This is a genomic window from Mycobacterium sp. (assembly GCF_032161845.1).
In the GTDB taxonomy this organism is placed as follows: Bacteria; Actinomycetota; Actinomycetes; order Mycobacteriales; family Mycobacteriaceae; genus Mycobacterium.
Map to the genome: position 1 here is coordinate 1 of NZ_JAVRQA010000278.1, position 24,927 is coordinate 24,927.

General features: G+C 66.0%; 26 protein-coding genes. 8 read left to right on the top strand and 18 right to left on the bottom strand.

Features of this window, described 5'->3' with window-relative positions:
- The 9 genes from QOD90_RS15330 to QOD90_RS15370 all read right to left on the bottom strand — a co-directional run.
- On the bottom strand, positions 1-1,126 hold a 1,126-nt coding region (locus QOD90_RS15330), incomplete at its 3' end, for an acyl-CoA dehydrogenase family protein (protein ID WP_526351126.1).
- Between the two features lie 27 nt (positions 1,127-1,153).
- Positions 1,154-1,771: a TetR/AcrR family transcriptional regulator gene (locus tag QOD90_RS15335; RefSeq protein ID WP_526351170.1), complete on the bottom strand. Its 618-nt coding sequence runs from the start codon at positions 1,769-1,771 to the stop codon at positions 1,154-1,156.
- Positions 1,772-1,815: 44 nt separating this feature from the next.
- Entirely contained in the window at positions 1,816-2,721 is a 906-nt protein-coding gene (locus QOD90_RS15340; RefSeq protein ID WP_526351128.1) for a hydroxymethylglutaryl-CoA lyase, read from the bottom strand.
- Positions 2,718-3,923 (bottom strand): CaiB/BaiF CoA transferase family protein, encoded by a 1,206-nt coding sequence (locus QOD90_RS15345; RefSeq protein ID WP_526351130.1) that lies wholly within the window; start codon positions 3,921-3,923, stop codon positions 2,718-2,720. The genes QOD90_RS15340 and QOD90_RS15345 overlap by 4 nt, the downstream gene beginning before the upstream one ends.
- The gene (locus QOD90_RS15350; protein ID WP_526351132.1) at positions 3,920-5,110 is read right to left on the bottom strand and encodes an alpha/beta hydrolase family protein; all 1,191 of its coding nucleotides are present in this window, start codon (positions 5,108-5,110) and stop codon (positions 3,920-3,922) included. The genes QOD90_RS15345 and QOD90_RS15350 overlap by 4 nt, the downstream gene beginning before the upstream one ends.
- 31 nt (positions 5,111-5,141) lie before the next feature.
- The gene (locus tag QOD90_RS15355; protein ID WP_526351134.1) at positions 5,142-6,233 is read right to left on the bottom strand and encodes a homogentisate 1,2-dioxygenase; all 1,092 of its coding nucleotides are present in this window, start codon (positions 6,231-6,233) and stop codon (positions 5,142-5,144) included.
- A gap of 107 nt (positions 6,234-6,340) precedes the next feature.
- The gene (locus tag QOD90_RS15360; RefSeq protein WP_526351136.1) at positions 6,341-6,730 is read right to left on the bottom strand and encodes a nitroreductase/quinone reductase family protein; all 390 of its coding nucleotides are present in this window, start codon (positions 6,728-6,730) and stop codon (positions 6,341-6,343) included.
- Position 6,731: 1 nt separating this feature from the next.
- Positions 6,732-7,895, bottom strand: coding sequence for an acyl-CoA dehydrogenase family protein (locus QOD90_RS15365; protein ID WP_526351138.1), 1,164 nt, complete (start codon positions 7,893-7,895; stop codon positions 6,732-6,734).
- A 35-nt stretch (positions 7,896-7,930) separates the two neighbouring features.
- The gene (locus QOD90_RS15370) at positions 7,931-8,497 is read right to left on the bottom strand and encodes a TetR/AcrR family transcriptional regulator (protein ID WP_526351140.1); all 567 of its coding nucleotides are present in this window, start codon (positions 8,495-8,497) and stop codon (positions 7,931-7,933) included.
- Positions 8,498-8,782: 285 nt separating this feature from the next.
- On the opposite strand from QOD90_RS15370, the gene QOD90_RS15375 reads away from it, so the two are divergent.
- A complete protein-coding gene (locus QOD90_RS15375) occupies positions 8,783-9,712 on the top strand; it encodes an alpha/beta hydrolase (RefSeq protein WP_526351171.1) in 930 nt (309 codons plus the stop codon).
- A 12-nt stretch (positions 9,713-9,724) separates the two neighbouring features.
- On the opposite strand, the gene QOD90_RS15380 is transcribed toward QOD90_RS15375, so the two are convergent.
- Genes QOD90_RS15380 through QOD90_RS15390 form a run of 3 tightly spaced genes read right to left on the bottom strand, consistent with a single transcriptional unit; the run spans position 9,725 to position 11,241 of the window.
- Positions 9,725-10,225 (bottom strand): chromate transporter, encoded by a 501-nt coding sequence (locus QOD90_RS15380; protein ID WP_526351142.1) that lies wholly within the window; start codon positions 10,223-10,225, stop codon positions 9,725-9,727.
- Positions 10,215-10,823 (bottom strand): chromate transporter, encoded by a 609-nt coding sequence (locus QOD90_RS15385; protein ID WP_526351143.1) that lies wholly within the window; start codon positions 10,821-10,823, stop codon positions 10,215-10,217. Before QOD90_RS15385 ends, QOD90_RS15380 begins: the two co-directional genes overlap by 11 nt.
- 22 nt (positions 10,824-10,845) lie before the next feature.
- Positions 10,846-11,241: a VOC family protein gene (locus QOD90_RS15390; RefSeq protein ID WP_526351145.1), complete on the bottom strand. Its 396-nt coding sequence runs from the start codon at positions 11,239-11,241 to the stop codon at positions 10,846-10,848.
- Positions 11,242-11,375: 134 nt separating this feature from the next.
- On the opposite strand from QOD90_RS15390, the gene QOD90_RS15395 reads away from it, so the two are divergent.
- The 5 genes from QOD90_RS15395 (at position 11,376) to QOD90_RS15415 (ending at position 16,744) form a co-directional block, all read left to right on the top strand.
- Positions 11,376-12,155 carry an IclR family transcriptional regulator gene (locus QOD90_RS15395; RefSeq protein WP_526351147.1) on the top strand — a complete coding sequence of 260 codons (780 nt, stop codon included), beginning with the start codon at positions 11,376-11,378 and terminating at the stop codon, positions 12,153-12,155.
- 152 nt (positions 12,156-12,307) lie between these two features.
- Positions 12,308-12,775: a tripartite tricarboxylate transporter TctB family protein gene (locus QOD90_RS15400; protein ID WP_526351149.1), complete on the top strand. Its 468-nt coding sequence runs from the start codon at positions 12,308-12,310 to the stop codon at positions 12,773-12,775.
- Positions 12,776-12,792: 17 nt separating this feature from the next.
- Positions 12,793-14,382 (top strand): tripartite tricarboxylate transporter permease, encoded by a 1,590-nt coding sequence (locus tag QOD90_RS15405; protein WP_526351151.1) that lies wholly within the window; start codon positions 12,793-12,795, stop codon positions 14,380-14,382.
- Entirely contained in the window at positions 14,379-15,380 is a 1,002-nt protein-coding gene (locus tag QOD90_RS15410; RefSeq protein ID WP_526351153.1) for a Bug family tripartite tricarboxylate transporter substrate binding protein, read from the top strand. The genes QOD90_RS15405 and QOD90_RS15410 overlap by 4 nt, the downstream gene beginning before the upstream one ends.
- Positions 15,377-16,744, top strand: coding sequence for an MmgE/PrpD family protein (locus QOD90_RS15415; RefSeq protein ID WP_526351155.1), 1,368 nt, complete (start codon positions 15,377-15,379; stop codon positions 16,742-16,744). The genes QOD90_RS15410 and QOD90_RS15415 overlap by 4 nt, the downstream gene beginning before the upstream one ends.
- Positions 16,745-16,753: 9 nt before the next feature.
- On the opposite strand, the gene QOD90_RS15420 is transcribed toward QOD90_RS15415, so the two are convergent.
- The 4 genes from QOD90_RS15420 to hisN all read right to left on the bottom strand — a co-directional run bounded on the left by QOD90_RS15420 (position 16,754) and on the right by hisN (position 21,315).
- Positions 16,754-17,752, bottom strand: coding sequence for an acrylyl-CoA reductase family protein (locus QOD90_RS15420; RefSeq protein WP_526351157.1), 999 nt, complete (start codon positions 17,750-17,752; stop codon positions 16,754-16,756).
- Positions 17,753-17,788: 36 nt separating this feature from the next.
- Complete coding sequence (locus QOD90_RS15425; protein ID WP_526351159.1) at positions 17,789-18,997, bottom strand: acyl-CoA dehydrogenase family protein; 1,209 nt, start codon at positions 18,995-18,997, stop codon at positions 17,789-17,791.
- A gap of 37 nt (positions 18,998-19,034) precedes the next feature.
- Positions 19,035-20,450, bottom strand: a complete 1,416-nt coding sequence (locus tag QOD90_RS15430) for an acyl-CoA dehydrogenase family protein (protein WP_526351161.1) — start codon at positions 20,448-20,450, stop codon at positions 19,035-19,037.
- An 82-nt stretch (positions 20,451-20,532) separates the two neighbouring features.
- On the bottom strand, positions 20,533-21,315 hold the full coding sequence (gene hisN, locus QOD90_RS15435) for a histidinol-phosphatase (RefSeq protein ID WP_526351162.1): 783 nt from the start codon (positions 21,313-21,315) through the stop codon (positions 20,533-20,535).
- 38 nt (positions 21,316-21,353) lie between these two features.
- On the opposite strand from hisN, the gene QOD90_RS15440 reads away from it, so the two are divergent.
- Entirely contained in the window at positions 21,354-21,728 is a 375-nt protein-coding gene (locus QOD90_RS15440; RefSeq protein WP_526351164.1) for a hypothetical protein, read from the top strand.
- Here QOD90_RS15440 and QOD90_RS15445 read toward each other — a convergent pair.
- Positions 21,725-23,005, bottom strand: a complete 1,281-nt coding sequence (locus QOD90_RS15445; protein ID WP_526351166.1) for a DUF222 domain-containing protein — start codon at positions 23,003-23,005, stop codon at positions 21,725-21,727. The two genes, QOD90_RS15440 and QOD90_RS15445, sit on opposite strands and share 4 nt — an antisense overlap.
- Positions 23,006-23,058: 53 nt before the next feature.
- On the opposite strand from QOD90_RS15445, the gene QOD90_RS15450 reads away from it, so the two are divergent.
- Positions 23,059-23,466: a PPOX class F420-dependent oxidoreductase gene (locus QOD90_RS15450; RefSeq protein WP_526351168.1), complete on the top strand. Its 408-nt coding sequence runs from the start codon at positions 23,059-23,061 to the stop codon at positions 23,464-23,466.
- A 56-nt stretch (positions 23,467-23,522) separates the two neighbouring features.
- On the opposite strand, the gene QOD90_RS15455 is transcribed toward QOD90_RS15450, so the two are convergent.
- Complete coding sequence (locus QOD90_RS15455; RefSeq protein WP_526351173.1) at positions 23,523-24,887, bottom strand: FAD-dependent oxidoreductase; 1,365 nt, start codon at positions 24,885-24,887, stop codon at positions 23,523-23,525.
- Positions 24,888-24,927: the final 40 nt, after the last annotated feature.

The following is a 24,927-nucleotide window of genomic DNA, read 5'->3' on the forward strand; positions in this document are numbered from 1 at the left end:
CGTGACGGCTGTATCCGAGGCCGCCGTGGACCTGCATCGCGCGGTCGGCGGCCTCGCACACCAGCCGGTTGGCGCGATAGTTCGCCATCGAGACCTTGTCCGACACCTCCATGTGGTGGTTGCGGTCCAGATGCCAGGCGGCGTAATAGACGAGCAGTCGCACCATCTGCGCTTCGGTCTGCAACTCGACCAGCGGCCACTGGACGGCCTGGTTCACCGAAAGCGGCTTGCCGAACACCACCCTGTCGGAGGCGTACCGGGCGGCCCTATCAATGCAGTACTGGGCGGCGCCCAAGCTGCTGGCCGCCTGTCGAATCCTGTTCTCGTGCAGGAAGGTCTGGCCGACCTCGAGACCGTGGTCCACTTCGCCGAGCACTGCGTCGGTCGGCACCCGGACGTCCTTCAGTTCGACCTCGCCGTGATCGGTGGGCATGTTGAACGTCCACCAGTAGAAGGGCACGCTGAACCCCGGCGAATCACACGGCACCAGGAACGCGGTGATCCCGGTGGCCTGGCCCGGCTGGCCGGACGTGCGGGCGAAGACCAGGTCGTGGGTGGCGCGGTGGACGCCCGTGTTCCACCGCTTGGTCCCGTTGATCACCCAGCCGTCGCCGTCGGCAACGGCGGTGGTCTCCAGCCAGGTGGCATCGGAGCCGTGATCGGGTTCGGAGAGGCCGAACGCCATTGAGCGTTCGCCGGTGAGCAGTGCCTCGCCCCACTCCTTCTTCTGTTGATCGGTGCCAAACCGGTCCATCATGATGACCTGCGGGAAGTTGCCGACGATGGACGATTCGTCCTGAAGGTCGTTGTGCAGCCCGAGGCCCCGGTGCGCCAGGTGTTCCCGGATCACCGCCATGTCGAGGTTGGTGCCGTCGCGTCCACCGAACCGGGACGGCAGTCCGTAGCGCAGCCAGCCCGCCGCATCGGCCCTCCGACGCATCTCGTCGAGCAGATCCTCCCAGGCGCGCTGCGGGATGCCGCCGTTCTCCCAGTCCGTGCGGGCGTATTCGCGACGGCGGTCGAAGTACTGCAGATGGTCGGCTTCCAGCGGCTTGATCTCCGCCTCGATGAAGGCGTCCATCTCGGCCAGCAGTCCCGGAAGATGCTCGGGCAGGGCGAAATCCACGGTGATTCCCTTCGGATGGTTGAACTTTCAAAAGCCGTACAGCGTCTTCTTCCAGATCGTCGACAGGGTGCGCACCGCGTTCTCGTCGGTGCTCGCGACTCCCAACATGCTGGTGTCCTCGCGAAGGTAGACCGTGGTGAACCGCTCGAAGAGCAGCGAGATGGCCAGCGCGGTGTGCTCGGGGTCGAGCTCGGCGCCGTAGCCCTGATCCTGGGCCCGAAGCACCGACGCCCGCACGATGTCGATGCCGAAGCGCCGGAACTCGTTCTGCAGGGCGGCGAACCGCGGCCGTACCGCGGCGAGCTGATCGACGGCGACCATGATGCCGATGTTCTGCTTGAACATGTTCCAGTACCCGGTGACCGCCGAGACGAAGAATTCGGTGTCTTGCGGTGATTCCGGTAGGCGCATCTGTGGCCCCAGGGGAGCGACCACGTCGCGCAGGAAGGATTCGGCCAGCACGGCAAGCAGGTCTTCCTTGTCGGTGTAGTACCGATAGAAGGCGGCCGGCGACTTGCCTGCCGCCGACGTGATCTCGGTCAGGGTCGTGCCGTGAAAGCCGCGCTCGGCGAACAACTTCCGGGCGGCCAGCTCGATGGCCTCTCGGGTCTGTCGACCCTTCGCGGTGAGTGACTCTGCTGGCACCGGCGGGCGGGAGCGCAGCGACTCGGGGGATGTCATGGTCGGGTTCAGTCCAGGATGCGATCGCCGGCGCGCAGCAGCGCGCTTGGCAGGTCGTGACCGACGGCCTTGCGGGCGACGTCCGCCGCGTGAATTGCCGCCTGCAGGTCGACGTCGGTCGCGATGCCACTGTCGCGCAGCAGGTAGACGAGGTCCTCGGTGGCGATGTTGCCGCTGGCGCCCGGCGCGAACGGGCAGCCGCCGAGACCGCCGACAGATGAGTCCAGCCGTCGGACGCCGGCGACGACGGCGGCGTACGCGCTGGCCAGTCCGGCGCCGCGGGTGTTGTGAAAGTGAGCACCGAGCGGAAGATCGCCGATGACCGGGCGGAGCAGTTCGATCAGGGCCGTCACCCGACGCGGCGTGGTGGTGCCGATGGTGTCGGCGATCGCGACCCGGTCGGCACCGATCTCGGCGGCGGCCGTGGCGATGTCGAGCACTCTCTTGGGATCGGTCGGCCCGTCGAACGGGCAGTCCCACGCCGTCGCGATGATGACCTCGATCGTGGCGTCGTTCTCGTGCGCGATGCGGGCGATGTCGGCGATCAGGTCGGTGGACTCGGCGGTCGATCGCCCCACGTTCGCCTGACTGTGCGCGTCGGCGGCCGATATCACGTATTCGATCGAGCTCATCCCGGCCGCGATGGCCCGGCCAGCGCCACCAGGTCCTGCGACCAGCGCCGAGAACTCGACTCCGTGGGACTCGCGGAACCGAGGCAGCTCGGCGGCCAGCTCCGCGGCGTCGGCGAGCGCGGGCACCTTCGATGGCGACACGAAGGCGGTCGCCTCGACTTCACGCACGCCGGTGGCGACGACGGCCTCCAGCAGTTCGAGCTTGGCGGACAACGGGATCGGAGCCTCGATCTGCAGGCCGTCGCGCAGACAGACCTCCCGGATGGTGACGTGGTCCCTCATATCGCGCCCTCCGCTCGTAGCGTCTCGAGGTCGGCTGCGGACCTGCCCAGCAGCTTGCCGTACACCTCGTCGTTGTGTTGTCCCGGCGCGAGCGAGCCGCCGTTGCGAATCGTGCCAGGGGTTTCGGAAAGCACCGGCACCACTCCCGGCCCCTTGACGTTGCGCCCGACTCTCTCATCCCAGTGGTCGGCGATCATGCCCCTGGCCACCAGCTGCGGATCGTTGACGACTTCGGCGACGGTGTTGATCGGCCCACTGATGACGCCCGCCTCACCGAGCGTGGCGATGATGTCGGCGGGTTGTCGCTCCACCGCCCAGGCCGCGATGATCGCGTCGATCTGATCCTGGTTGCGGCCACGGTTGACGTGATCGACGAAACGGTCGTCGGTGGCCAGCTCGGGCTGGCCCATCGCACTGCAGAGTCGACGGAAGACGGTGTCCTGGTTGGCCGCGATCACCACCCAGCTGCCGTCCGCGGTCGGGTAGATGTTGGACGGCGCGATGCCCTCGAGCCGGGTGCCCGACGGTCCGCGAACCACGCCGCCGACGTCGTAGTCGGGGATCGTGGATTCCTGCACCGCCAGACACGCCTCGGTCAACGCCGCGTCGACGATTTGACCGTCGCCGGTCACGGTGCGCCGGTAGAGCGCGGCGAGCGCGCCCTGTGCGGCGAACATGCCTGCCAGACTGTCGCCCAGCGACAGCGCCAGCCGCGGGGGAGGGCCGCCGGGAAAGCCGTTCATGTGCCGCAGCCCGCTGGCGGCCTCGGCGACCGAGGCATAGCCGGCCTTATGGGCTTCGGGTCCGGTCTGCCCGTAGCCGGACACCCGGACCAGGATGATGCCGCGATTGCGTTCGCGCAGAACGTCGTAACCCAGGTTCCACTTCTCCAGCGTTCCTGGCCGGAAGTTCTCGACGATGATGTCGGAGCGCTCGACGAGGTCGAGAAACAGCGCACGACCGGCTTCCGTCCGCAGGTTGAGCGTCGCTGCCTTCTTGTTGCGGGCGTGCACCGTCCAGAAGAAGTGATGCCCGTCGAGTTCGGCCTGTCCCCAGGTGCGCAGAGGATCGGGGGAGCCGGGCGGTTCGATCTTGATGACCTCGGCGCCCATGTCGCCAAGCAGGCGGCCGGCGAACGGTCCAGAGATCAGCGTGCCGACCTCGATGACCCGGATGCCGTCAAGCGGACCGGTGACACTCACAACGAGAACCCGTGCCGGTGTAGCCAATCGGTGACCACTCCGACGGCCTCGCGCAGCGTGCCCCGCTGATCCGGACCCGCGTAATAGTGGTTGGCGCCAGCGATCTCGCGCATCTCCTTGTCGGGATGGCCGATCGCCTCGAACAGCCTGCGGGTGTGGCTCGGTGTGCACGCGTCATCGGCGAGGTTACCGATCACCAGGGCTGGCACGGCGATGTCGGGTCCACAGGCGACGGCGTCACCGTTGGCGTCGTCATAGCTCCACTGTGAGAGCCAGCTGCGCAGGGTGCAGAACCGGGCCAGGCCGACGGGGCTCGAGTTCACCACCTGAGGATCGCCCAGATAGCAGGTGCCAGGGGTGCGATCGTTGGGATCGACCGTCGGGTCCAGCCAGCGCGGATCGGCCATGGTGCCGTGTACGACGAAGGCGAACTCGTCCTCGGGCCGTCCGGCGGCCTTCAGCTCAGCCAGTTTTTCCTTCACCCACTTGGTGATTCGCCGGTTGCGGGCGACCTGAGCTTGTCGATAGCGGTCGAGGAACTCCGGACTGTATGGCGGCTGGTTCGGGTTGGCCGGGTCATAGAGGTCCAATTCCGGATCGCGCTTGGACGGATCGGACTCGTCGAGGATCGAGGCATCCAGCCACTCGGTCATGGTGCCGTGGCGGCTGATGTGGGCGGCCAGCAGCATGATGCCGTCGGCGGGGATCAACCCCAGCTTGGTCAGGTCGGGTCCATCGCCCGACGGGCTGGCCGTGATCGTCGGGTGTTGTGCCTGCTGTTGGTAGAACACCGAAAGGGAGCCGCCGCCGCTCCAGCCGGCCAGCACCACCTTCGAGTAGCCGAGCCGGTTCTTGGCGTCCTTGATGCATTCGCCGAGATCCTCGACGACCTTCTCCATCAACAAGGCCGAGTCGGTGCCGCGGAATCGGCTGTTGCAGTAAATGACGTGATGCCCGGCGCGCGCCAGTCCGTTGATCATCGGCAGGTATGCCCCGCCGCCGATCGGGTGCATGAACACCAGCACGGTGTCCGAGGGCTTGTCCTTGGGCTTGAGCAGATAGCTCTCCAAGACCACCAGTTCGGCGACGCCGCCGTAGACGTCGCGGGTGGTCGAGGTGTTCTGGTAGGCAACCAGATACGGGATTCGCTCGTAGTCGTGCTTGACCGGCGCCTCGGTAGTGGTCATCAGTGCACTCTCTTCTTCGCGCGAGCGCTCATCAGTGCTGCCCAAGATCGTTCGCCAGCACCTCGGGCGACGGAACCAGTCGTCGGCGTGTGTCGATGGCGATCACCGACCAGTCCACCCGGTCGTACTCGTCGAACTTGCGCCTCGCCCGCTCCCGCGCCTTCTCCGGCGCGCCGTGGTGAACCCCTTGCGGCGCATGGGATACCAGGCCGGGCGGCATCGGGATGCCGTAGAGCGAGCCGCTGTGGAAGAACGCGATCTCGTCGTAGTCGACGTTGCGGTGATACCACGGGGTGCGCTCGGTGCCGGGGACGCCCTCGGCTGGCTTGGGGAGGAAGTTCATCACGTAGACGCCGGTGGCCTGCATGAAAAGGTGCACCGTCGGTGGCAGGTGCACGCTGTTGGAGGTGACGACGTTGTAGTCGGCGATGTTGAAGGTGAACGGGAAGTTGTCGCCCTGCCACCCCTCGACGTCGAGCGGATGGTGTTGGTAGTAAAGAGTTGTCGGGCCACCCTCGTGGATCAACCGGACTTCGTACTCGTCGCGTCCATCGTCGTCGATGGGCGCGGGCTCTGGAATCACGGTCTGCGACGGGTCGAAGGGAAAGTGCCTGCCCAACTGGCCGGGCGGCGGCACGCGGAACTCCTCGGTGGCCTGGATCATCAACCACGTGGACTCGCTGTCTGGCACCTGCCGGAACGTGCACGCCTTGGGGACGTAGACCCAGTCGCCCTCCCGGTAGCGCAGCGGGCCGAACTCCGTCTCGAGAAGTCCGGAACCCGCGTGCACGAAGAAGAGGAGGTCGCCGTCGACGTAGCGCGCGAAGTAGGGCATGGGCTCGGTGCGTCTCGACAGCAGCACCAGGCAGTCGGCGTTGGAGAACATCAGCATCGGGTGGCCGTTGGCGTCGGTGGCGTCACTGGGCTTCAACTCGCTGGACAGGACGTCGATGGGACGAAGCCGCCCCACCGACCGATACGCGGTGGGATCGTTGCGGCGGTACATGCTGGCGGTCCGCCCGGTGAACCCGCCACGACCCAACTCATCGTCCTTGAGCCCGTCGAGGTCGGCATGAAGGCGCCGCGGTGTCTTGCCCTTGCGCAGGTGAATGAACGATTCCATGGCTGTCTCCAATGACTTGGCCGCAGGGCCGGGCGTCCAGAACTGAAACTGACGTTACTTTTATTTCTGCTCGGAGGCAAGACCCATGCCCTCGGGTCTTCCTTGGGTCAGCGGTCGAGGTCGACGCGCACGGTCAGCAGGTTGGTACCAAACGTGCGAACGCCGAAACTGTTGAACTGCGGCAACTCTCGTAGCCGGGCTCGTGGATCGTCGTCGGGAACCAGATGGGCGGTTCCGCTGCGCCACCTGCCGCGCAACCGCACCCGGACCCGTGCGTCGGCCTTGATGTTGCGGACGTACTGCGACTGCTCGCCGAATTCCGACACGAACCAGAACTGGTTGTCGACGAGCTTGCCGCCCAGTGGAGTGCGGCGCGGCTCTCCGGACTTGCGTCCAGTCGTCTCGAGCAGTGTCTGCAACGGGTTCCGGCGCATCAACGGGTTCGCCACCCGCTTCTGGAAGAAGGTAGTAATCGAGGCATTGGGCATGGCACTCATCTCACACCATCGCCGTCCGAGGGATCTTCATTCCCAGCGTCAACGCACCAGCCAGTTCCCGGCTGGTGTCGTAGTCGAACACGACGTGGCCGGAGATCACGTCGACGTCGCGCTTGAAGCGCTGCATGGGGCTGCTCAGAAAGTGGGCGCTGGCACCGGAGGCCTCCGTCAGGGTGGCGATGACGCCGCGAGACTCGTGAACGATGTGTGCGGCGGCCAATCTCGCGTCGCCGCGAACGGACCTTGGCACTGAATCACCCGCGTTGACGATGTCCTCGACGGCGCCGACGGTGTCCGCCAGCAGTCCCCGCAGGGCACGCAGCCGCACCGACGCCTCGCCGAGGTGGGCTTGCGCAATGGGCTTGTCCTTCTGCATGACGCCTTCGTAGGCGAGCACACGCTCGGCCAACCGTTCGGCAAAGACCTCCGTGACGCGTTCGGCACTGCCCAGCGCGGGCATCGCGGCCAGCAGGGCCAGGGCGGGCACCATCGGCCAGCGGTAGGTCGGCGCGTCGTGCAGGCTCGCGCCAGGCGCGGTACCGCCGTAGATGTCGACCACCTTCACCAGCCGGTGCTCCGGCACGAATGCGTCGGTGACCACCACGTCGTTGGAGCCGGTCGCCCGCATCCCGTCGGTGTGCCACACGTCCTCGATGGCGAAGTCGGTGGCGGGCAGCAGCGCGAGTGCCGGGTAGATGCCGGCCGGGTCATTCTCGGGGCCGCATAGCGCGCCGACGATCAGCCAGTTGCCCGCCATCACCCCGGTGGCCCACGACCATCGTCCAGTCAGTCGGATGCCGCCGTCGACCGGAACTCCGCGGCCCGTCGGCGCGAGAGGGGCTGGTGCCAGGAACGGTCGCGTCGCGAACGCCTCCTCCTGGGCCTGCTCGCCGAACAACGCCAGCATCCAGTTGTGGAGCGTGTAGAAGCCGATGGTCCACGCGCTGGAGGTGCAGCCGTGGGCCATCCTGCGGACGGGATCGAGGATCGCGGGGAAGTCCGCCTGCTGACCGCCGAACCGCTTGGGTACCAGGAGGTCGGTGAGCCCCGACGCGGTCAGGTCCGCGACCGTCGCGTCCGGTAGGCGGCGAAGGGCCTCCGCCTCCTGCGCGCGGTCGGCCAACCGGCTGACGAATTCATCGGTGATTCCATCGATCGCCTGCATGGCCGCGACGCTACCATACCTAAAGGTATGGAAAATCAGTTGGCGAGCATCAGATCCAGGAAGCGTTCGCTGCGCGCGGCGTGCCGGACATCGGGCGTCGAACCCGAGAGATGGAGGAAACCGATGCCTGCGGCGAACGTGGCATCGGCCCGAAGGTCGGCTTCGTCGCCATCGAAGCCATAGTCGAGGAAGGCTTGACGAACCGCCCTCAGCAGGCGCCGGTCCGCGGCACGCACGCTGTCGGCGACGGCGTCGTCCGAGCGCGCCCATTCCCGCATCGCCCGCTCCAACGTCCAGTGCCTTGGGCTGACGAGCGACGCCATCATCTGCGACAGCCGCTCGCGGGGCGCCAGATCGCCCATGTCGTCGAATGCGCGGCGATCCCCGTCCCGCAGCTCACCCCACGACGCGACGAGTGCGGTGCGGTAGTTCGGCATACCGTCGAAGTGCCAATAGAAGCTGCCCTTCGTGACGCCGAGGCGGTCGCACAGGCGGTCGATCTTCAGCGCCTTGATGCCCTCTTCGGCGAGGAGGGAGTAGCCGGCCTGAATCCAGTCGTCCAGCCCGAGCCGGTTGCCGGCGGGGCCGCGAGAAATCGCCACGACCAGCAGTTTACGGCTCCCAACTGCCGCGGCAGTGACCGTAACGTCATCCATTGGACACGTGCCGGAGTGGAGGACGACGCTGGCCACATGTTTTACTTCCTATCAACAAGTTAATACTCAGGTCCGTCTGCTAGGGCAGTACGGGCGCGGTCTGCGGCGATCCCGCTGCCGCTCGGGCGGTCTCGTATCGCACAGAGTTGACGGTTTTCCCGTAACAGGAACTGGATGGATTCGTAGATGTTGGTTGACGGAATTCTCGGGCGCTGGGCGCGCCGACTACTGATGGCGACCATGGCGGTGGTGCTGCTGCCGGGCATGATCGGCGCGGTAGGGGGCAGTGCGACGGCAGGGGCGTTCTCACGACCCGGTCTCCCAGTCGAATACCTGATGGTTCCGTCGGCGAGCATGGGCCGCGACATCAAGGTTCAGTTCCAGAGCGGTGGGGCGAACTCCCCGGCCGTCTACCTGCTCGACGGCCTGCGCGCGCAGGACGACTTCAACGGCTGGGACATCAACACCCCGGCGTTCGAGTGGTACCTGAACTCCGGGCTGTCGATCGTCATGCCCGTCGGCGGCCAGTCCAGCTTCTACTCCGACTGGTATTCGCCGGCGTGCGGCAAAGCCGGCTGCCAGACCTACAAGTGGGAGACCTTCCTGACTTCGGAGCTGCCGGGTTACCTGGCCTCCGAGAAGAGCGTCAAGTCTACTGGTAGCGCCGCCGTCGGTCTGTCCATGGCCGGCTCGGCCTCGATGAACCTGGCGATCTACCACCCGGAGCAGTTCGTCTACGCGGCATCGCTGTCGGGCTTCCTGAACCCCTCCGAGGGGTCGTGGCCGTTCCTGATCAACATGTCGATGGGTGACGCAGGCGGCTACAAGGCGAATGACATGTGGGGCCCGACGGAAGACCCCAACAGCGCATGGAAGCGCAACGATCCGATGGTGAACATCCAGTCGCTGGTCAACAACGGCACCCGGATCTGGGTGTACTGCGGCAACGGCACTCCAAGTGAGCTGGGCGGCAACAACCTGCCCGCGAAGTTCCTCGAGGGCCTGACCATCCGCACCAACCGGACGTTCCAGGACAACTACATCGCGGCCGGCGGCAAGAACGGCGTCTTCAACTTCCCGGACAACGGCACGCACGACTGGCCGTACTGGGGATCGCAGCTGCAGCAGATGAAGCCCGACCTGATCAGCCACCTGATCTGAGCTGGATCGCGCTCACCATCTGATTCCGACGACGATCGCGGCAAGCACGCCGACCAGCGGGGGCACCCGCACTAGCAACATCAGGGTGCCAACGACAAGCACCGTGATGGCCAGCGGTCCGGTGGCGGCGTGTTTGACCAGCGACCAGTCGGTGACGACGAGCAGTGCGACCACCGCAAGTGCGAGCGAGCGCAGCATGGCGCGGAACCGGGCCAGATGGATCAATCGCTGCCTGGCCCGTTCGACGGCTAGGACCAGGAACGGCGGCACGACGACCGCGACGCAGGCCACCAGGCTGCCCTTGATGCCGCCGATGAAGTAGCTGGCGGCGATCAGGTAAAGGCCGTTGGGTCCTGGGCTGATGTTGCCAACTGCCAGCGAGGGCAGCACGACGGCGTCGGGGGAGACTCCGTTCGCCGAAAGCTGGCTTTGTAGCACCGGCAGCGAGCCGAGGCCGCCGAAGCTGAACAGGCTGGCGACCATGATCACTACGAACAGGTGACTAAGCGGCATCCGTGTCCTTCGTGTCGTCATTCTCGGGCACGAAGAGGCCGGGGAACATCAGCCCCGCAGCGACCGCCGCGACCAGCATCAGAACTGGGTTGGGCGCTGCGGCGCCCAGCGCCACGTAGGCGAGGAAACCGATGGGTCCGCGCCAGTGCCGATCGACGCTCAAGGTGTCCTTGAGCAGCAGCAGAGCGAGCGCGACGGCGAAGCCTGCCGCCACGGCCGCCACCATCTCCAGTGGGCCCGCCGACCACGACTTGTCCTTCAAGAGGATGTAGAGCCGGGCCAACAGGATCGTGATGGTGACAGAGGGCATCAGCATGCCGACGACGCCGGCCACGATGCCTCTTAGGCCGTCGACCTTCTTCCCGATCAGGATTACCTGCGCCAGGATCGTGATGCCAGGGGTGACCCTGCTGAGCACCACGGTCTCGAGGAACTCGTCTTCCGTCAACCATCCCTTGCGCAGCGCGAGTTGACGCATCGCGACGATCGTGGCGCTCCCGCCGCCGAACGCCGTCGCCCCGATGCGAAGCATGCCGAGGAAGACCTGAAACCATTCGTGGCCGGAGCGATCTGCTGGATCAGCATCCGCTCCGGCCACCGGTTGAGCTCTTTTCTGCGGTCTAGTATTTCCAGCTGCGGTCGGGGGTCGCGACGTCGATCTCGACACCGTCGAGGTCCTTGAACTTGAAGAACCGCGGCGGCCACTGTTCCTTGTCCTCGCCGTAGATCTCGATGCCGTAGCCCTTGAGAGCGTCGGCGACTCCTGCGGTGTCTTCGATCGCGACACCAATGTGGTTGGGGCCCAGCGTGCCCTGGGTCCACTGCGAAGTCTCCACCCGCTCATCGGGGCACAGAAGCGAGTAGTTCACCTCGCCGTCGGAAAGGTCGATGGCCTTTCCGGGGTAGTGCCCGGGTGTCCTGATCGGGCCTAGGCGTTTGAAGCCGAATACCTTTTCGTAGAACTCGGCCGACCGTTCAAGATCGGCCGTGACGATCCCCAGATGGCGGATCCGCATCTTTCCTCCAGAGGCTTCTGCTAGTCAGACGGTCTGTCTGCAATACAGAAGCTAGATGGGTCGGTGCAGGGAAGTCAAGACCCTTTCGGCGATTTCGCTGGACAAATTTCCACTCTGCCGACAGCATGTCTGTTATGCAGACATATCCGATCTCGGAGGACGGTGCGCAGCCGGCCTACCCGATCACATCAGTGGACAACGCCCTGCGCCTGATCCGACTCTTCAACGACAGGGACACGCTGCGCCTGACCGATGCCTGCAGCTATCTGGGTGTGGCGCACTCAACGGCGCACCGTCTGCTTGCGATGCTCATCCACCACGGCTTCGTGCAGCAGGATCCGCAGTCGCGAACCTATCGGCCAGGTCCAACGTTGTTGGAGATCGGGCTTTCCGTCGTCGAGAAGAGCGACTTCCGAACCAAGGCGCGGCCGTTGCTCGCCGACTTGGTAGAGCAGTTCAACGAGACGGTTCACCTGATGACGCTCGAGGGCACGAATGTGCGCTACGTCGACGCGGTAGAGAGCACCAGAGCGCTTCGCGTCGCTCCCCGCACCGGCAGTCTGCTACCCGCGCACTGCACGTCGGGCGGCAAGGCGCTACTCGCCGAGTTGCCAGACGAACGCATCCGGGCGCTGTACGCCGATCCGGTGACGATCGTGCCGCAGACCGACCGCTCGGTGTCGTCGCTCCCGTCGCTGATCGCGGCGCTTGAAGAGGTGCGGGCCAACCGCTACGCCACCAACTACGAGGAGAGCGAGGAGGGCGTCGGGTCGGTGGCAATCGCACTGCACGACGCCCGTGGGGTCGCGGTCGCCGCAGTTGCCGTCGCGGTCCCCACGACGCGTCTCAGCCAGGAGAAACGCCGCGAGATCGCCTCGGTGTTGATCGAGCGCGCGAAGGATTTGCGACTGTAGAGCCCACCCAGCCTGTCTGGTGTCAAGAAACTGTCCACAACCTCTTGACGTCTACGCCCTGGTGAGAGTTACATACGTCACATAGCTTCTGTACTACAGACAAAATGTCTGACTAGAAGAAACTCAATGCCAAGAAGGGCGGTAGTCCGCAGATGCGCCGCTTGGATTTCTACACCGGCCTGGTGACCGCTGCTGTCGGCGCGGCGGCGACCTGGGACGCCAGGGATCTCTCGATGTTCGGCGACCACAACGTTCCCGGCCCTGGTTTCTTTCCGAAGATTCTTGCGGGCCTGCTGATCGTCCTTGGTCTATTGCTGGCGGGCATCTCCATGCGTGAGAAGCCGGAGGAGTTCGATGCCGACGAACCCGGCACCGCTGGACGAAGGATGCTACGGCCAGTTGCCGTGCTGATCGTGTTCGGTGTGATCGCGCCCCTGGTCGCCGTCATCGGCTACATCCCGGCGATGGTCCTGCTGGTCCTGGTGGTCCTGTACGGCATCGAACGGCGCCGTGACTTCCGCAGCCTCCTGGCCGTCGTCCTGATCCCGGTGGCGACCTACGTCCTATTCGCCCACCTCTTCGCCATCCCGCTGCCCTCCGGGCCGCTACTTCCCGCCTGATCGAAGGGGAACACACGTTGAACGCACTGGAAAGCCTCGTCGACGGCCTGGGTCAGGCCTTGACGCCGATGAACCTCATGTGGGTGCTCATCGGCGTCACCCTCGGAACGATCGTCGGAATCCTTCCCGGCCTTGGCAATCCAGCAGCTGTGCTCGCAGTGCTGCTGCCGCTGACCCTCAAGCTGCCGCCAACCACCGGCCTCATCATGATGGCGGGTCTGTATCACGGCGCGAAGTTCGCGGGCTCCACCACTGCCATCCTGTTGAACATCCCGACGGAGACGTCTTCGGTGGTGCTCTGCTACGACGGGCACCAACTCGCCAGGAAGGGTCGCGCCGGTCCTGCCATGGGCATGTCGGCCATCTCCGGGTTCGTCGCCAGCACCGTCGGCGTCATCGCCCTGACCTTCCTGGCGCCGATCATCGCCAAGTTCGCGGTCGCGTTCGGACCGCCGGAGTTCGCCTGCCTGATGGTGTTCGGTCTGCTGCTCGTCATCACCGTCACGGGGAAGTCACCCGTCAAGGGCTTCATCTCCATGGCGCTGGGCCTATTGATCTCGACCGTCGGCGTCGATCTGTTCAGCGGCACGGAGCGTTTCACGTTCGGCAACATCAACCTGTTCGACGGTGTCGAGTTCCTGGTGCTCACGCTCGGCATGTTCGCCGTCGCCGAGGTGCTGATGAACGTCGAGGAGCAGCGCGGCAAGTCGCTGCTCGTCATCCCGAGGGGCATCCGCAATCTGTTGCCCACCAAGCAGGACCTGAAGGACTGCCGCGGAGCGATCGCGCAGGGCTCCATCACCGGATTCCTGGTCGGGGCGGTACCGGGCGGCGGCTCCACCATCGCGTCCTTCGTGTCCTACACGTTGCAAAAGAACATCTCGAAGCACCCGGAGAAGTTCGGCAAGGGCACCATGGAGGGCGTCGCGGCGCCCGAGGCGGCCAACAACTCCGAGGTCGGCGGTGCCATGGTTCCGCTACTCTCCCTTGGCCTTCCGGGAAGCGCCAGTACGTCGGTCATGCTCGCCGCGCTGCTGCTCTTCGGAATCCAGCCCGGCCCACGGCTCTTCGAGACCAATCCCGAGATCGTGTGGCCGGTGATCGCCAGCCTCTACCTGGGCAACGTCGCCCTGTTGGTCCTCAACCTCCCGATGATCCCGCTCTGGGTGCGGCTGCTCAAAATTCCGTACTGGGTTCTCTACCCGGCGATTCTGGTGCTCGCAGTCGTGGGTGCCTACAGCGTGCGCGGTTCGATGTTCGACATCTACATGCTGATCTTCTTCAGCGCGCTGGGTTACGCGTTCCGCAAGCTCTCCATTCCGCCAACTCCGCTGCTGATGGCGTTCGTTCTCGGGCCGCAGGCGGAGAACGCGATCCGGCAGTCCCTGATCCTTTCCGACAACAGCCTTCTGATCTTCGTGGAGCGACCCATCTCGGCCATCGTGCTCGGCATGGCCGTGATCGTGGTCATTCTCGCCATTCTCAGTAGACGTCGCGGTAATCGCTTGCCCACCAAGGACAGTGTGCCGATCGACATTCCGCTGGACGACGTCGAGTCCGAGCCAAAGGCACCGAAGGGTGTCGAACCCCGAGAGGTAAAGCAATGAAGAAGACCATCAATCGCCTTGGTGTACTCGCCGCGGCAATGATCCTGGCGGTCGGCACCGCCGCCTGCGGAACGTCCACCACTACCGCAGCCGGCGGCACGCCGAACAACGTCCAGTTCATCGTGGACACGGGACCCGGTGGTGGCAGCGATCTGTTCGCCCGTCAGCTCAGCAAGATCGCCAGAGACAACAAGATCTTGACGGACAACTGGCCGGTCATCGCCAAGTCGGAAGGTGGCGGCCTCGGCGCCATGGCGTTCCTCAAGGGCAAGCCGGGTGACTCCAACTTCATCTCGGCGTTCACGTCGAAGTGGATCATCGGAGGACTGGCCGCGGCCTCGCCGCCTGCCACCCTGTCTGACCTGACGCCAATCGTCATGTTGGCAGACGAGATTCAGGTCATTGCCGCGCCCGTCGATGCGCCCTTCAACACGATGGCGGAGTTCATCGAGGCTGCCAAGAAGAATGCCGGTGAGATGGTGCAGACCGGTGGGTCGCCGAACTCGGTGGACAACCTGGTCGCGCTGGAGATCGAGAAGAACACCGGCGCCAAGTGGAAGTACCTTTCGTTCGACGACGGTGCGCCCCGCATCACCGCGATGCTCCGTGGCGACGCACAGATCGACATCGGTGCGATTCCGGATTTCGCCGACCAGATCGACGCAGGCAAGCTGAAGCTCATCGGGGTCTTTGCCGACAAGCGGGTGCCGGACTTCCCGAACGTGCCGACGATCGCCGAGCAGAAGATCGACCTCGGCGAGTTCCCCGACCACCTGCAGTTCCGTGGCATCGCCGGGCCGCCGAAGATGTCGGACGAGGCCGTGAAGTTCTATCAGGACTTCTTCCAGAAAGTCTCGGCAACCGATGCGTGGAAGGAATATCTGCGCAGTGAGGGACTGAACCCGCAGTTCGTCACCGCTAACGAATTGAACACGCAGATCAAGGATTTCACCGACGCCGCCAAGCCACTCGTTGCGAGCATGGTCAACAACGGATGACCGATCTGCAGGAGAAGCCGACCAAGACCCGTTCGCTGGCCGACTTTGCTTCCTCGGTGACACCCCTGGGCATGCCGCCCGAAGTGCTGCACGGGGCCAAGCGCGCCTTGGTCGACTGGCTGGCCGCCGTACTCGCGGGATCGGTCGACTCCGCGTCGGTGAAGTTGCGTGATGTGATCGCCGCCGTCTCGTCCGATCGGGTAGCGACGATCATCGGCTCCGGTCGGTGCACCAGCGGTCCGTTCGCTGCCCTGGCAAATGGATATTCCTCGCACGCACTGGATTTCGACGACGTGTTCAATCCGCCGGAGACCACCGTTCACCTCGGCTCGTGTGTGTGGCCGACGGTGATGGCGATCGCCGAGATGCGGGCGTTGTCTGGCGCGCAGGCGTTGGCGAGCTACGTGGCGGGATTCGAGGTTGGCGCGCGGGTGGCGCGGGCCGCCGGGGTCACCCACTTCGAGAGCGGATGGCAGGTGACGGGCACGGCCGGCCATCTGGCGTCGGCGGCTGCCGGTGCGCGCGCCCTCGGGCTGGGCGGCGCAGCCACGGCCAATGCGCTGGGGATGGCCGCCGCCCAGGCATCAGGCATCCGGGAGGTCTACGGCAGCGACGCCAAGGCACTCCAGCCGGGCCGAGCCGCGATGGACGGGGTACTCAGCGCGCTGATGGCCGAGCGCGGCATGACGGCAAGGGACACCGCCATCGAGGGGGAGCGAGGCCTGCTCTCGGTCATCTCCCGCGCACCGGAACCCGCCATCCTGGTGGAATCGCTCGGCGAGGTCTGGTCGGTGTTGTCCAACGGGCACAAGCTGTACCCGAACGCCTCCCTGCTCCATCCCGCGATCGACGCTGCGCTCGAGCTGACCAAGGATCCGCGGTTTCGGCTCGACGCCATCGAGTCCATCGAGGTTCGGATGCTGCCGTTCGCAGCGTCCGTCACGGGGATGATCCATCCGGGTCCCGGATCCGAAGCCCGGTTCAGCGCCGCCCACTGCGTCGCCTTCTCCCTGCACGCCGGTTATCTGGGACTGGATAGCTTCTCTGCGACTGCCGTCAACGACCAGGACGTCGCGAGGTTGCGGGGGATGGTGACGGTGCTGGCCGACGACACCGTCGGCAAGCGCGGCGCACACACGAGGATCATCCTGCGTGACGGGACGACCCTGGACCACCTGGTGCACGCCAATCGCGGTACGCCGGAGAACCCGCTTTCCGACGCCGACCTCGATGCGAAATTGCGCTCGATCGCGGTGCCGCGCCTCGGTGTGCACGCTGCCAACGAGTTGCTCGCCGAATGTTGGGACTTCGAGCTCTCGACGAGGGCGAGTGACGTGCTGCGGCCGTTCCGTCACCCGGACTGACTCGGCGGCTCAGAAGCCGGCCGCCACCTTCACGACAGCGCGGCCGGAGAACTTCCCGGCCCGCACCTGGTCGATGACCTCCACGACGTCCTTGACGTCGACGTCGTGGGTGATCTGGGAGAGTCGTTGCGGCTTCAGTGAGCCGCCGAGCAGCGTCCACAGCTCGCGGCGCGGGCCGATCCGCATCATCACCGAGTCCATGCCCAACAGGGCGACGCCGCGCAGGATGAACGGCATCACCGTCGTGTTCAACGCCGGACCTCCGGTCAGCCCGCTGGCGGCCACTGCGCCGCCATAGGACATGGTGCTGAGCACGTCGGCGAGGGTGGCGCCGCCAACGCAGTCGACCGCGCCCGCCCAGCGGGTCTTGCCGAGCGCCCGCGGCTTCGCATCTGGATCGGCCGGCAGCCTGGGAATCACCTCGGCTGCACCGAGGGCCTTCAGCCGGTCCGCCGCGTCCGCCTTGCCGGTCGAGGCAACCGTCTCATAGCCAGCTGCCGACAGTAGGTCGACGCTGACCGAGCCGACGCCTCCGGTCGCACCCGTCACCACGATGGGGCCGTCTTCGGGGTTGATGCCCCGGCCGATCAGCGCCTGCACGCTCATCGCAGCAGTGAAACCGGCAGTGCCGATCGCGGCACCCTCGTAAGGGCTCAGCGAGCCGAGCTTGACCACCTGGTCGGCAGGCACCCTGGCGTACTCGGCGTAACCACCGTGCCGACCGGTGCCGATCTCGTAGCCGTGCGCGAGCACGGCATCGCCAACCTCGTACTCCGCTGACGATGAATCGATCACCTCACCGGTGAGGTCGATGCCGGGGACGAGCGGGTAGTCGCGCACCACGCCGCCCTTTGGCGTGAGTGCCAGTGCATCCTTGAAGTTGACACTGGAGTACGCCACGCGGATCGTCACCTCGCCGGGCGGCAGGTCCGATTCGGTGAGTGTCTCGACCGCCGCGGTGATGCGATCTCCATCTTGCCGCGCGACCAGTGCCTGAAAGTCATCCATTCCGACGACGTTATCTCCTCGGCCGCGACCGGTCCGCTACTTCAGTTCAGCAGACGACAGCCCGAGCAGGCGGCGAGCAACGACCAGCTGCTGGATCTGCTGGGTGCCCTCGAAGATGTCCAGGATCTTGCTGTCCCGCGCCCACTTCTCCAACAGGGTGTCCTCGGAATAGCCAGTGGTACCGGCCAATTCGACGGCCTTGAGGGTGACGTCGCTGGCGACTCGGGCGGCCTTGGCCTTGCCCATCGAGGCTTCCTTGGAGTTCGGGATGTTGTTGTCGGCCTGCCATGCCGAGCGCAGGGTCAGCAGGTAACCGGCCTCCCACTCGGCCTCCATGCGCAGGAACTCCGCCGCCGCCGCGCTCTGGGCGTGGGCCGGCTTGTCATAGGAGATGTCGACGCCGGCGTCGGTGAGGATGACGCGCAGCTCCTCCAGTGAGGCGCGGGCAACGCCGACCGCCATCGCGGCCACGATGGGCCGGGTGTTGTCGAACGTCTCCATGACGCCGGCAAAACCCTTGTCCACCTGGATCTCCGGGCTACCAAGCAGGAAGTCCTTCGGGATCCGGGCGTTGTCGAAGCGAATGACCGCGGTGTCGGAGGCCTTGATGCCGAGCTTGTGCTCGAGACGTTCGACGGTGACGCCGGGGTGCTCCCGCGGCACGATGAACGACTTGATCGCGGCGCGACCCAGGCTCTTGTCCAGCGTCGCCCACACCACGATGTGGGTGGCGCGCGAGCCTGCCGTCACGAAGATCTTCTCGCCGTTGATGACGTATTCGTCGCCGTCCAGCTTTGCCGTCGTGGACACCGCCGCGGAGTCCGAGCCGAAGCTCGGCTCGGTGATCGCCATCGCGGCCCACACCTTGCCGAGGCGTTCGAGTTGCTCGTCGGTGGCCACGCCCGAGATCGCGGCATTGCCGAGTCCCTGGAAGGGCACCGACAGCAGCAAAGCGACGTCGCCCCAGCTGATTTCGAGAGCGTTCACCAACGCGGACATGTTGGCTCCGTTGACGTTCTCCTTGGGGCCGTCGACCCCGCGGAACGCATCGGCGCCCGCGAAGGAGATGGTGTTGGCCGCCGTGAGCCCGTCGAAGAGATCGGCGAGAGTGTCCAACTCGACCGGGTACGCGTGCTCGGCGAGGTCGTACTTGCGCGAGATCGGACGCAGCATCTCGGCAGAGGCCTCGTGTGCCATGTCGATGACGGCCTGCAGCTTGCGCGGCATTTCCAGATTGATTGCCATGACTGGGTTTCCGTTCCTGGGTTCGGTGGATCGGCCGTTAGAGGACCACGACACCCTCGGCAATGCCGAGAGCTCGCAGATCGCGGTACCAGCGTTCGACGGGGTGTTCCTTGGTGAAGCCGTGGCCGCCGAGCAGCTGCACACCGTCGAGGCCGATTTGCATGCCCTTGTCGGTGGCGAGCCGTTTGGCCAGGGCGGCCTCGCGGGCGAACGACAGGCCCTGCTCGGCGCGGGACGCGCCGCGCCAGGTGACCAGGCGCAGTCCGTCGAGCTCGATGGCGATGTTGGCGCACATGAAGGCGACCGACTGCCTGCGGGCGATCGGCTCGCCGAAAGCTTCGCGTTCCTTCACGTAGGGAATGACGTAGTCGAGCACGGCGTGTGACGTGCCGACTGCCAGTGCGGCCCAACCCAATCGGGCCAGCGCGATGGCTTCCGAATAGTCACCGGCGTAGTCGGCGTCGGTGGCGTCGTCCTCGCCGAGCCGGTTGTGCAGCGGCACCGCGACGTTGTTCAACTCGACCCTGCCGAGTGCGGCGGCGCGGATTCCCATGCTCGGGTCGGCCTTGACGGTGAGTCCCTCGGATGCGGATTCCACGATGAACAGGGCGGGCTTGCCGTTGAGTTGCGCGCCGATGACGAACAACTCGGCGTTGGCCGCGGCGGGCACCAGGGACTTGACGCCGGTGAGCCGGTAGCCACTCGGCGTGCGCACGGCCACCGTCTTCAGGGACGTCGGGTCGAACAGTGCGTGTGGCTCGGCGATCGCGACGCAGGCCTGCGGCACGTTCTCGCCGGCGAACTCGGGCAGATAGGTAGCCTGCTGGTCGGCGCTTCCCCAGTGGGTCAACGCCGAAGCGACACCGCCCGGCGCGAGGATGGGCAGGGCAAGTCCCATGTCGCCGTAGGCGAGCGCTTCTGCGACGAGCGCGTTGGTCACCGTGCTGCGGTGCGCTGCGATCCCGTCGAAATCCTCGGGGATGTTGATCGCGGTGACACCGATTTCAGCTGCCTTGCCGACCAGCTCGACGGGGTAGGTGGCGGCGGCGTCGGCATCGTAAGCCGCCGGGCGCAGCAGCTCCTCGGCGAATTCGGCGACCGTCTCGACGATCATCTTCTGCTCGTCGTCCGGCGTCAGGTCGAAGAAGTCGAGACCCTTGGGCCGATTGGCTTCGAGCCGGGTGGCCGGCTTGCCGATGCCCTGCACGCGCTTGAACTGGCGGCTCGATGCGCCAAGGGCGGAGAACGCCGTCTTGACGCCGAAGCGCAGCCCGCGGTTCAGCGGGTCCCGCAGGCCGTACTTGTCCAGGAACGCCTGGCCGAGCAGGGGAGTGAGCAGCGCCAGACCGAGTCCGGTCGGCGACCGCCTGCGCTTCTGCAGGCCCACGGCGCTCTCGGATCCGGAACGCTTCTGGCGCTTGGAGCCGTTGGTGGACGGCAGGGTGTTGGTCATGTCGGCAGCCTCGCATCGTTGGGGCAGTGCTTCTCGACCGTATCTTACTCCAGAGTAAGGTAGGGGAAGTCTGTTACCAACGTCACGGGTGGGCGAGCCGGCCGAGTACCTCGTCGTGCAGGAGTCCGTTGGTGGCAACGGCGCTGCCGCCATGCGGGCCGGGTGCGCCGTCGATGTTGGTGAAACGGCCCCCTGCTTCCCGGATGACGATGTCGAGTGGCGCCAGATCCCAAAGCTTGACCTCTGGTTCGGCGACGATGTCGATCGCTCCTTCGGCCAGCAGACAGTAGGACCAGAAGTCGCCGTATCCGCGCACCCGCCACACCGCGTCGGTGAGTTCGAGGAAGCGCGCGCGGCGCTCATCCCAACCGGTGGTGAGATCGGAGAACGACAGACTCGCCGAATCGAGGTCGCCGACGCCCGACACCGAAATGCGCCGGCTGACACCGTTGAACGACGTGAAAGCCCCGTCGCCCGAGCTGGCCCACCAGCGTCGGGCCAGGGCAGGCGCACTCACCACGCCGACCGTGGGAACGCCGTCCTGAAGGAGCGCGATGAGAGTCGACCAAATGGGCACGCCGCGCACGAAGTTCTTGGTGCCGTCGATCGGATCGAGCACCCATTGCCGCCCCGTGAACACCGCGGTGCCGCCGAACTCCTCGCCGAGCACCGCGTCGTCGGGCCGATTGGCTGCGAGCAGACCGCGGAGCAACTCCTCTGCCGACTTGTCGGCGTCGGTCACCGGCGTCAGATCGGGTTTCGTCTCGACGTGAAGGTCCAGCGCGCCGAACCGAGCCAGGGTCAACGCATCGGCCTCGTCGGCCATCTGAAGCGCAAGGCTGATGTCATCGGCGACCGTGCTCATGGCTCGACTCTCATGGGAGCAGTCCTACCATGGGCGGCGTGTTGGAATTCGTCGTGCTCTTGCTGTTGGTCGGTGCCATCGTGCTGTTGTTGGCACCGAGGATCATGCGGAGGCGCGGTCCCGCCGGATTCGGTGGCGGCGGCGGACAACTAGCCCCCGGCACGCTCCTCGTCACCGGGGTCAGCGCCGGGCCCGACTCCGACGGTTCGCAGTACGTCACCATCACCGGTGTGATCAACGGCCCGACCATTCGTGAGCACGAGGTCTACACGCGCATGCAGATGACTGTTGGCACGTCGCCGACGATGGGTCAGCTGATCCCCGTCCTGTACTCGCCGAAGAACCCCGACAAGTGGGGCTTCGCGCCAAACCAGGCGCCCGAGACCCCGGCGGGACCCACCGAGCTCGGCTAGGCGGCGATCTCGGTGATCGCCGTGGCAATGCGGACTTCCTGATCGCTGAACAGCATGGTCCTCAGTCCGGGTAGTCGCGGCGCCGTCGAGCGGTGCCGGGCTCCCGTCGGTGTGATGAATACTGCTGTGTGGCAACCATTCTCGTCACTCGCAGTGCTCACCGACCAGCCGGGTGCTTCCTTGGTGTAGTTGCAGTGTTCGCAGTCGCCAAGCCCGTTCTTGGCCGAGGTGGGCCCGTCGCGGTGGTGCGGTTGCGCATGATCGTGATGGCGGATCGGTGCATCGCAGTACGGCGTTCGGCAGGTGTCGTCGCGCAGGTCGATGAACTTCGCCAGGCCCTTGGGGAACAACCGGGCCCGCGACTCCATCGCCACCAACGCTCCGCTTTCTGGATGTTTGTACAGCCGCCGCAGTGTGGCCCGCGAGCGCTTGTCGTCGATCGCGGACTTGACCAGTCGCCGTGCCACCGCGGCAGGGATCGGCCCATATCCGGCCATCCGCGCGGGGACGGTGTCCCCGGCCAGCAGGGTTTCGTCGGACAACACCAAGTCGACCGTCACCGGGACGGGCACGTCAGCGGGGCGGCCGGTGATCCGCTCGACCACGGTGTCTGCCATGACTTGGCCGCGCCCGCGGCCGTCGGCGCAGGTATCGGCCGCCCGCTTCAATGCCGCGTACACCGCGACTCCCTTCGTCATCGGCAGCAGCGCAGTCAGATAGGTCATGGCATCTGGCGCGGGGCGCAGGGACACCGTGCGCTCCCACTCGGCGCGCACCGCCCGATCGACGACCGCGTGTGGGTCCAATCGGTAGGCGATCGCCTTCGCCGATGCGGCGATTCGCGCGTCGCCGAGCCCCTCCAGCCCCGCCGCGTCCGCGCACATCTCGGCGTCCAGTGCGCGACGGTCCTCGACGTCAAGGCACGCCGACTCCCGCACGATCAGGGTGGCCCGCCACTCCGAGAGTGCACCCGACTCCAAGGCCGCCAGCGTGTGCGGCATTTCGTATACCAACGCCCGCGCGAAGCCAAGGTGCCGACCGCCGCGGGCGGGGGAGTCGTGCCGGGCCAACGCGATCTCACTGGCCAACCCGCGGCCCCGCTTGGTCGCGGGCACGCCGGCTTCTGCTTCGGCCTTGCGTCGCATCGCATCGAGCGCTGCTGCGGTCCGAGCCTGGTCTGCGGCCGCCGCCGACTTCAGCCGTTCCAGCCATGTCAGGCGGGCCACCATCGCCGCTTCGTCGGCCTCCGGGTCGGCCGTCAACAGTGAATCGAACATGTGTTCGACTATAGACAAGGGGTATGACAGATCCGACGACCAGAGGAGATTTCGTGTCCGTAGCACTACCCGAAGGCCTGCTCGACCTACTCCGCAAGCCCAGCCCGTGCTTCATCGCCACCCTCATGCCCGACGGATCACCACAGCTGACCGAAACCTGGGTGACCACCGACGGCGAGCACGTCGTCCTCAACATCGTCGGCGGCATGCAGAAGGCAAGGAACATCGCCCGCGACCCTCGCGTCGCCGTCAACGTCGTCGACCCCGAGGACGTCAACCGCTACTACGCCGTGCGCGGGCGAGTGGTGTCGACCACCACCGATGGCGGACGCCAGAGCATCGACGAGATCTCGCAGAAGTACCTGGGCATCCCGTACCCGAACTTCAGCGGCAACCCGAACGAGACCAGGGTGCTGATCACCATCGAGGCAGATTCGGTGACACCGCCGGCGCGGGGATGATCAGCCGTGCCGGATGGGCTGACTCCTCACTCGCTCGTGCCTCGCGGGCATCGTCGTCAGCCGTGGCCGATCCGCAATAGGTCGGCCACGCTGGTCAGCTTTACCCGTGGCCTGCCGTGCGGCTCGCCGGTCGTCCGCTCGTGGGCGTCGATCAACTTCCAGTGGTCGTCGGTGACGAGCTTCGGTTGCCGCGACAACAGCCACTCGACGGCGTCGTCGACGCCGCTGGCCGGTGCCGCCGCGCCGAGGTCAGCCACCAAGGTGTCGACCGTTTCGGCCGAGTCCTTCTTGTTGCTGCCGATCACGCCCGACGGACCGCGCTTGATCCAGCCGACGACGTATTCGTTGCGGCTGCCGTCGATCCGGCCTGCGGTGTGCGGAATGGTTCCCGAACGCTCGTCGAAGGGCAGCCCCGGCGTCTTCACGCCTCGATAACCGACCGCTCGAACGACGAGCTGTGCAGCCAGCTCCTCGCGGCCACCGGTGTCCTTGGCCACCAGCCGGCCGCCGTCGTTGACCAACTCGTTCTGACCAAGCACGATCGAGGAGACCCGGTCGGCACCCTTGATCTCGATGGGCGAGGTGTGGAACCGAAACACGATGCGGCGCTTGGCACCTCGCGGTCCTCGTTCGGCATACCCGCGCATCACCTTGACGTTCTGCTTGACGGTCTTGCCCGCCGCCTCGAGGTCCTCGTCGGAGATGTCGGCGAAGTCCGCGGAGTCGATGATCACGTCGACGTCGGCCATCGCCTCGAGGTCGCCGAGCTCGCGCAACTCCAGCGTCGTGAACGTCGCCTGCAGCGGGCCGCGGCGCCCGATCACCACCACCTCCTCGACGCCCCGCGAGTGAAGGGATTCCAGAGCGTGATTGGCGATGTCGGTGTTGGCAAGGGCATCGGGGTCGCTGACGAGGATGCGTGCGACGTCCAACGCCACGTTCCCGTTGCCGACCACCACGGCCCGCCCCGTCGACAGATCGGGAGCCATCTCCTCGAAGTGCGGGTGGGCGTTGTACCAGCCGACGAAGTCGACGGCGGCCACGCTGCCCGCCAACTCCTCGCCTGGGATGCCCAACGGACGGTCGGCCTGGGCGCCGACGGCATAGACGACGGCGTCGTAGCGCTCGGCCAACTCGGCCGCCTGCACGTGTTCGCCCACCCGGATGTTGCCGAAGAAGCGGAAGCGGGGGTCGTTCCCGATCTTCTCGAACTGGGTGCTGATGGTCTTGATCTTCGGATGATCCGGCGCGACTCCGGAACGCACCAGGCCCCACGGGGTCGGCAACATCTCCAACATGTCGACGCGCACGTCCTTCGGGGCGTCGCTGCCGTCCGTCGAGTCCGCGAACTTCAGCAGCGATGCGGCAGCAAAGTAGCCCGAAGGGCCGGAACCGACGATCGCCACGTGGTAGGGGCGCATGTAAAAGTCCTCCGAGAGGAAGCCGAATCTGCCCGGCGAC

Excerpts from the sequence above, each read along its gene's own strand:
- QOD90_RS15340 (WP_526351128.1), bottom strand. The coding sequence starts at position 2,721 with ATGAGGGACCACGTCACCATCCGGGAGGTCTGTCTGCGCGACGGCCTG.
- QOD90_RS15350 (WP_526351132.1), bottom strand. The coding sequence starts at position 5,110 with ATGACCACTACCGAGGCGCCGGTCAAGCACGACTACGAGCGAATCCCG.
- QOD90_RS15355 (WP_526351134.1), bottom strand. The coding sequence starts at position 6,233 with ATGGAATCGTTCATTCACCTGCGCAAGGGCAAGACACCGCGGCGCCTT.
- QOD90_RS15360 (WP_526351136.1), bottom strand. The coding sequence starts at position 6,730 with ATGAGTGCCATGCCCAATGCCTCGATTACTACCTTCTTCCAGAAGCGG.
- QOD90_RS15365 (WP_526351138.1), bottom strand. The coding sequence starts at position 7,895 with ATGCAGGCGATCGATGGAATCACCGATGAATTCGTCAGCCGGTTGGCC.
- QOD90_RS15375 (WP_526351171.1), top strand. The coding sequence starts at position 8,783 with ATGGCGACCATGGCGGTGGTGCTGCTGCCGGGCATGATCGGCGCGGTA.
- QOD90_RS15380 (WP_526351142.1), bottom strand. The coding sequence starts at position 10,225 with ATGCCGCTTAGTCACCTGTTCGTAGTGATCATGGTCGCCAGCCTGTTC.
- QOD90_RS15390 (WP_526351145.1), bottom strand. The coding sequence starts at position 11,241 with ATGCGGATCCGCCATCTGGGGATCGTCACGGCCGATCTTGAACGGTCG.
- QOD90_RS15395 (WP_526351147.1), top strand. The coding sequence starts at position 11,376 with ATGCAGACATATCCGATCTCGGAGGACGGTGCGCAGCCGGCCTACCCG.
- QOD90_RS15400 (WP_526351149.1), top strand. The coding sequence starts at position 12,308 with ATGCGCCGCTTGGATTTCTACACCGGCCTGGTGACCGCTGCTGTCGGC.
- QOD90_RS15410 (WP_526351153.1), top strand. The coding sequence starts at position 14,379 with ATGAAGAAGACCATCAATCGCCTTGGTGTACTCGCCGCGGCAATGATC.
- QOD90_RS15415 (WP_526351155.1), top strand. The coding sequence starts at position 15,377 with ATGACCGATCTGCAGGAGAAGCCGACCAAGACCCGTTCGCTGGCCGAC.
- QOD90_RS15420 (WP_526351157.1), bottom strand. The coding sequence starts at position 17,752 with ATGGATGACTTTCAGGCACTGGTCGCGCGGCAAGATGGAGATCGCATC.
- QOD90_RS15425 (WP_526351159.1), bottom strand. The coding sequence starts at position 18,997 with ATGGCAATCAATCTGGAAATGCCGCGCAAGCTGCAGGCCGTCATCGAC.
- QOD90_RS15430 (WP_526351161.1), bottom strand. The coding sequence starts at position 20,450 with ATGACCAACACCCTGCCGTCCACCAACGGCTCCAAGCGCCAGAAGCGT.
- hisN (WP_526351162.1), bottom strand. The coding sequence starts at position 21,315 with ATGAGCACGGTCGCCGATGACATCAGCCTTGCGCTTCAGATGGCCGAC.
- QOD90_RS15445 (WP_526351166.1), bottom strand. The coding sequence starts at position 23,005 with ATGTTCGATTCACTGTTGACGGCCGACCCGGAGGCCGACGAAGCGGCG.
- QOD90_RS15455 (WP_526351173.1), bottom strand. The coding sequence starts at position 24,887 with ATGCGCCCCTACCACGTGGCGATCGTCGGTTCCGGCCCTTCGGGCTAC.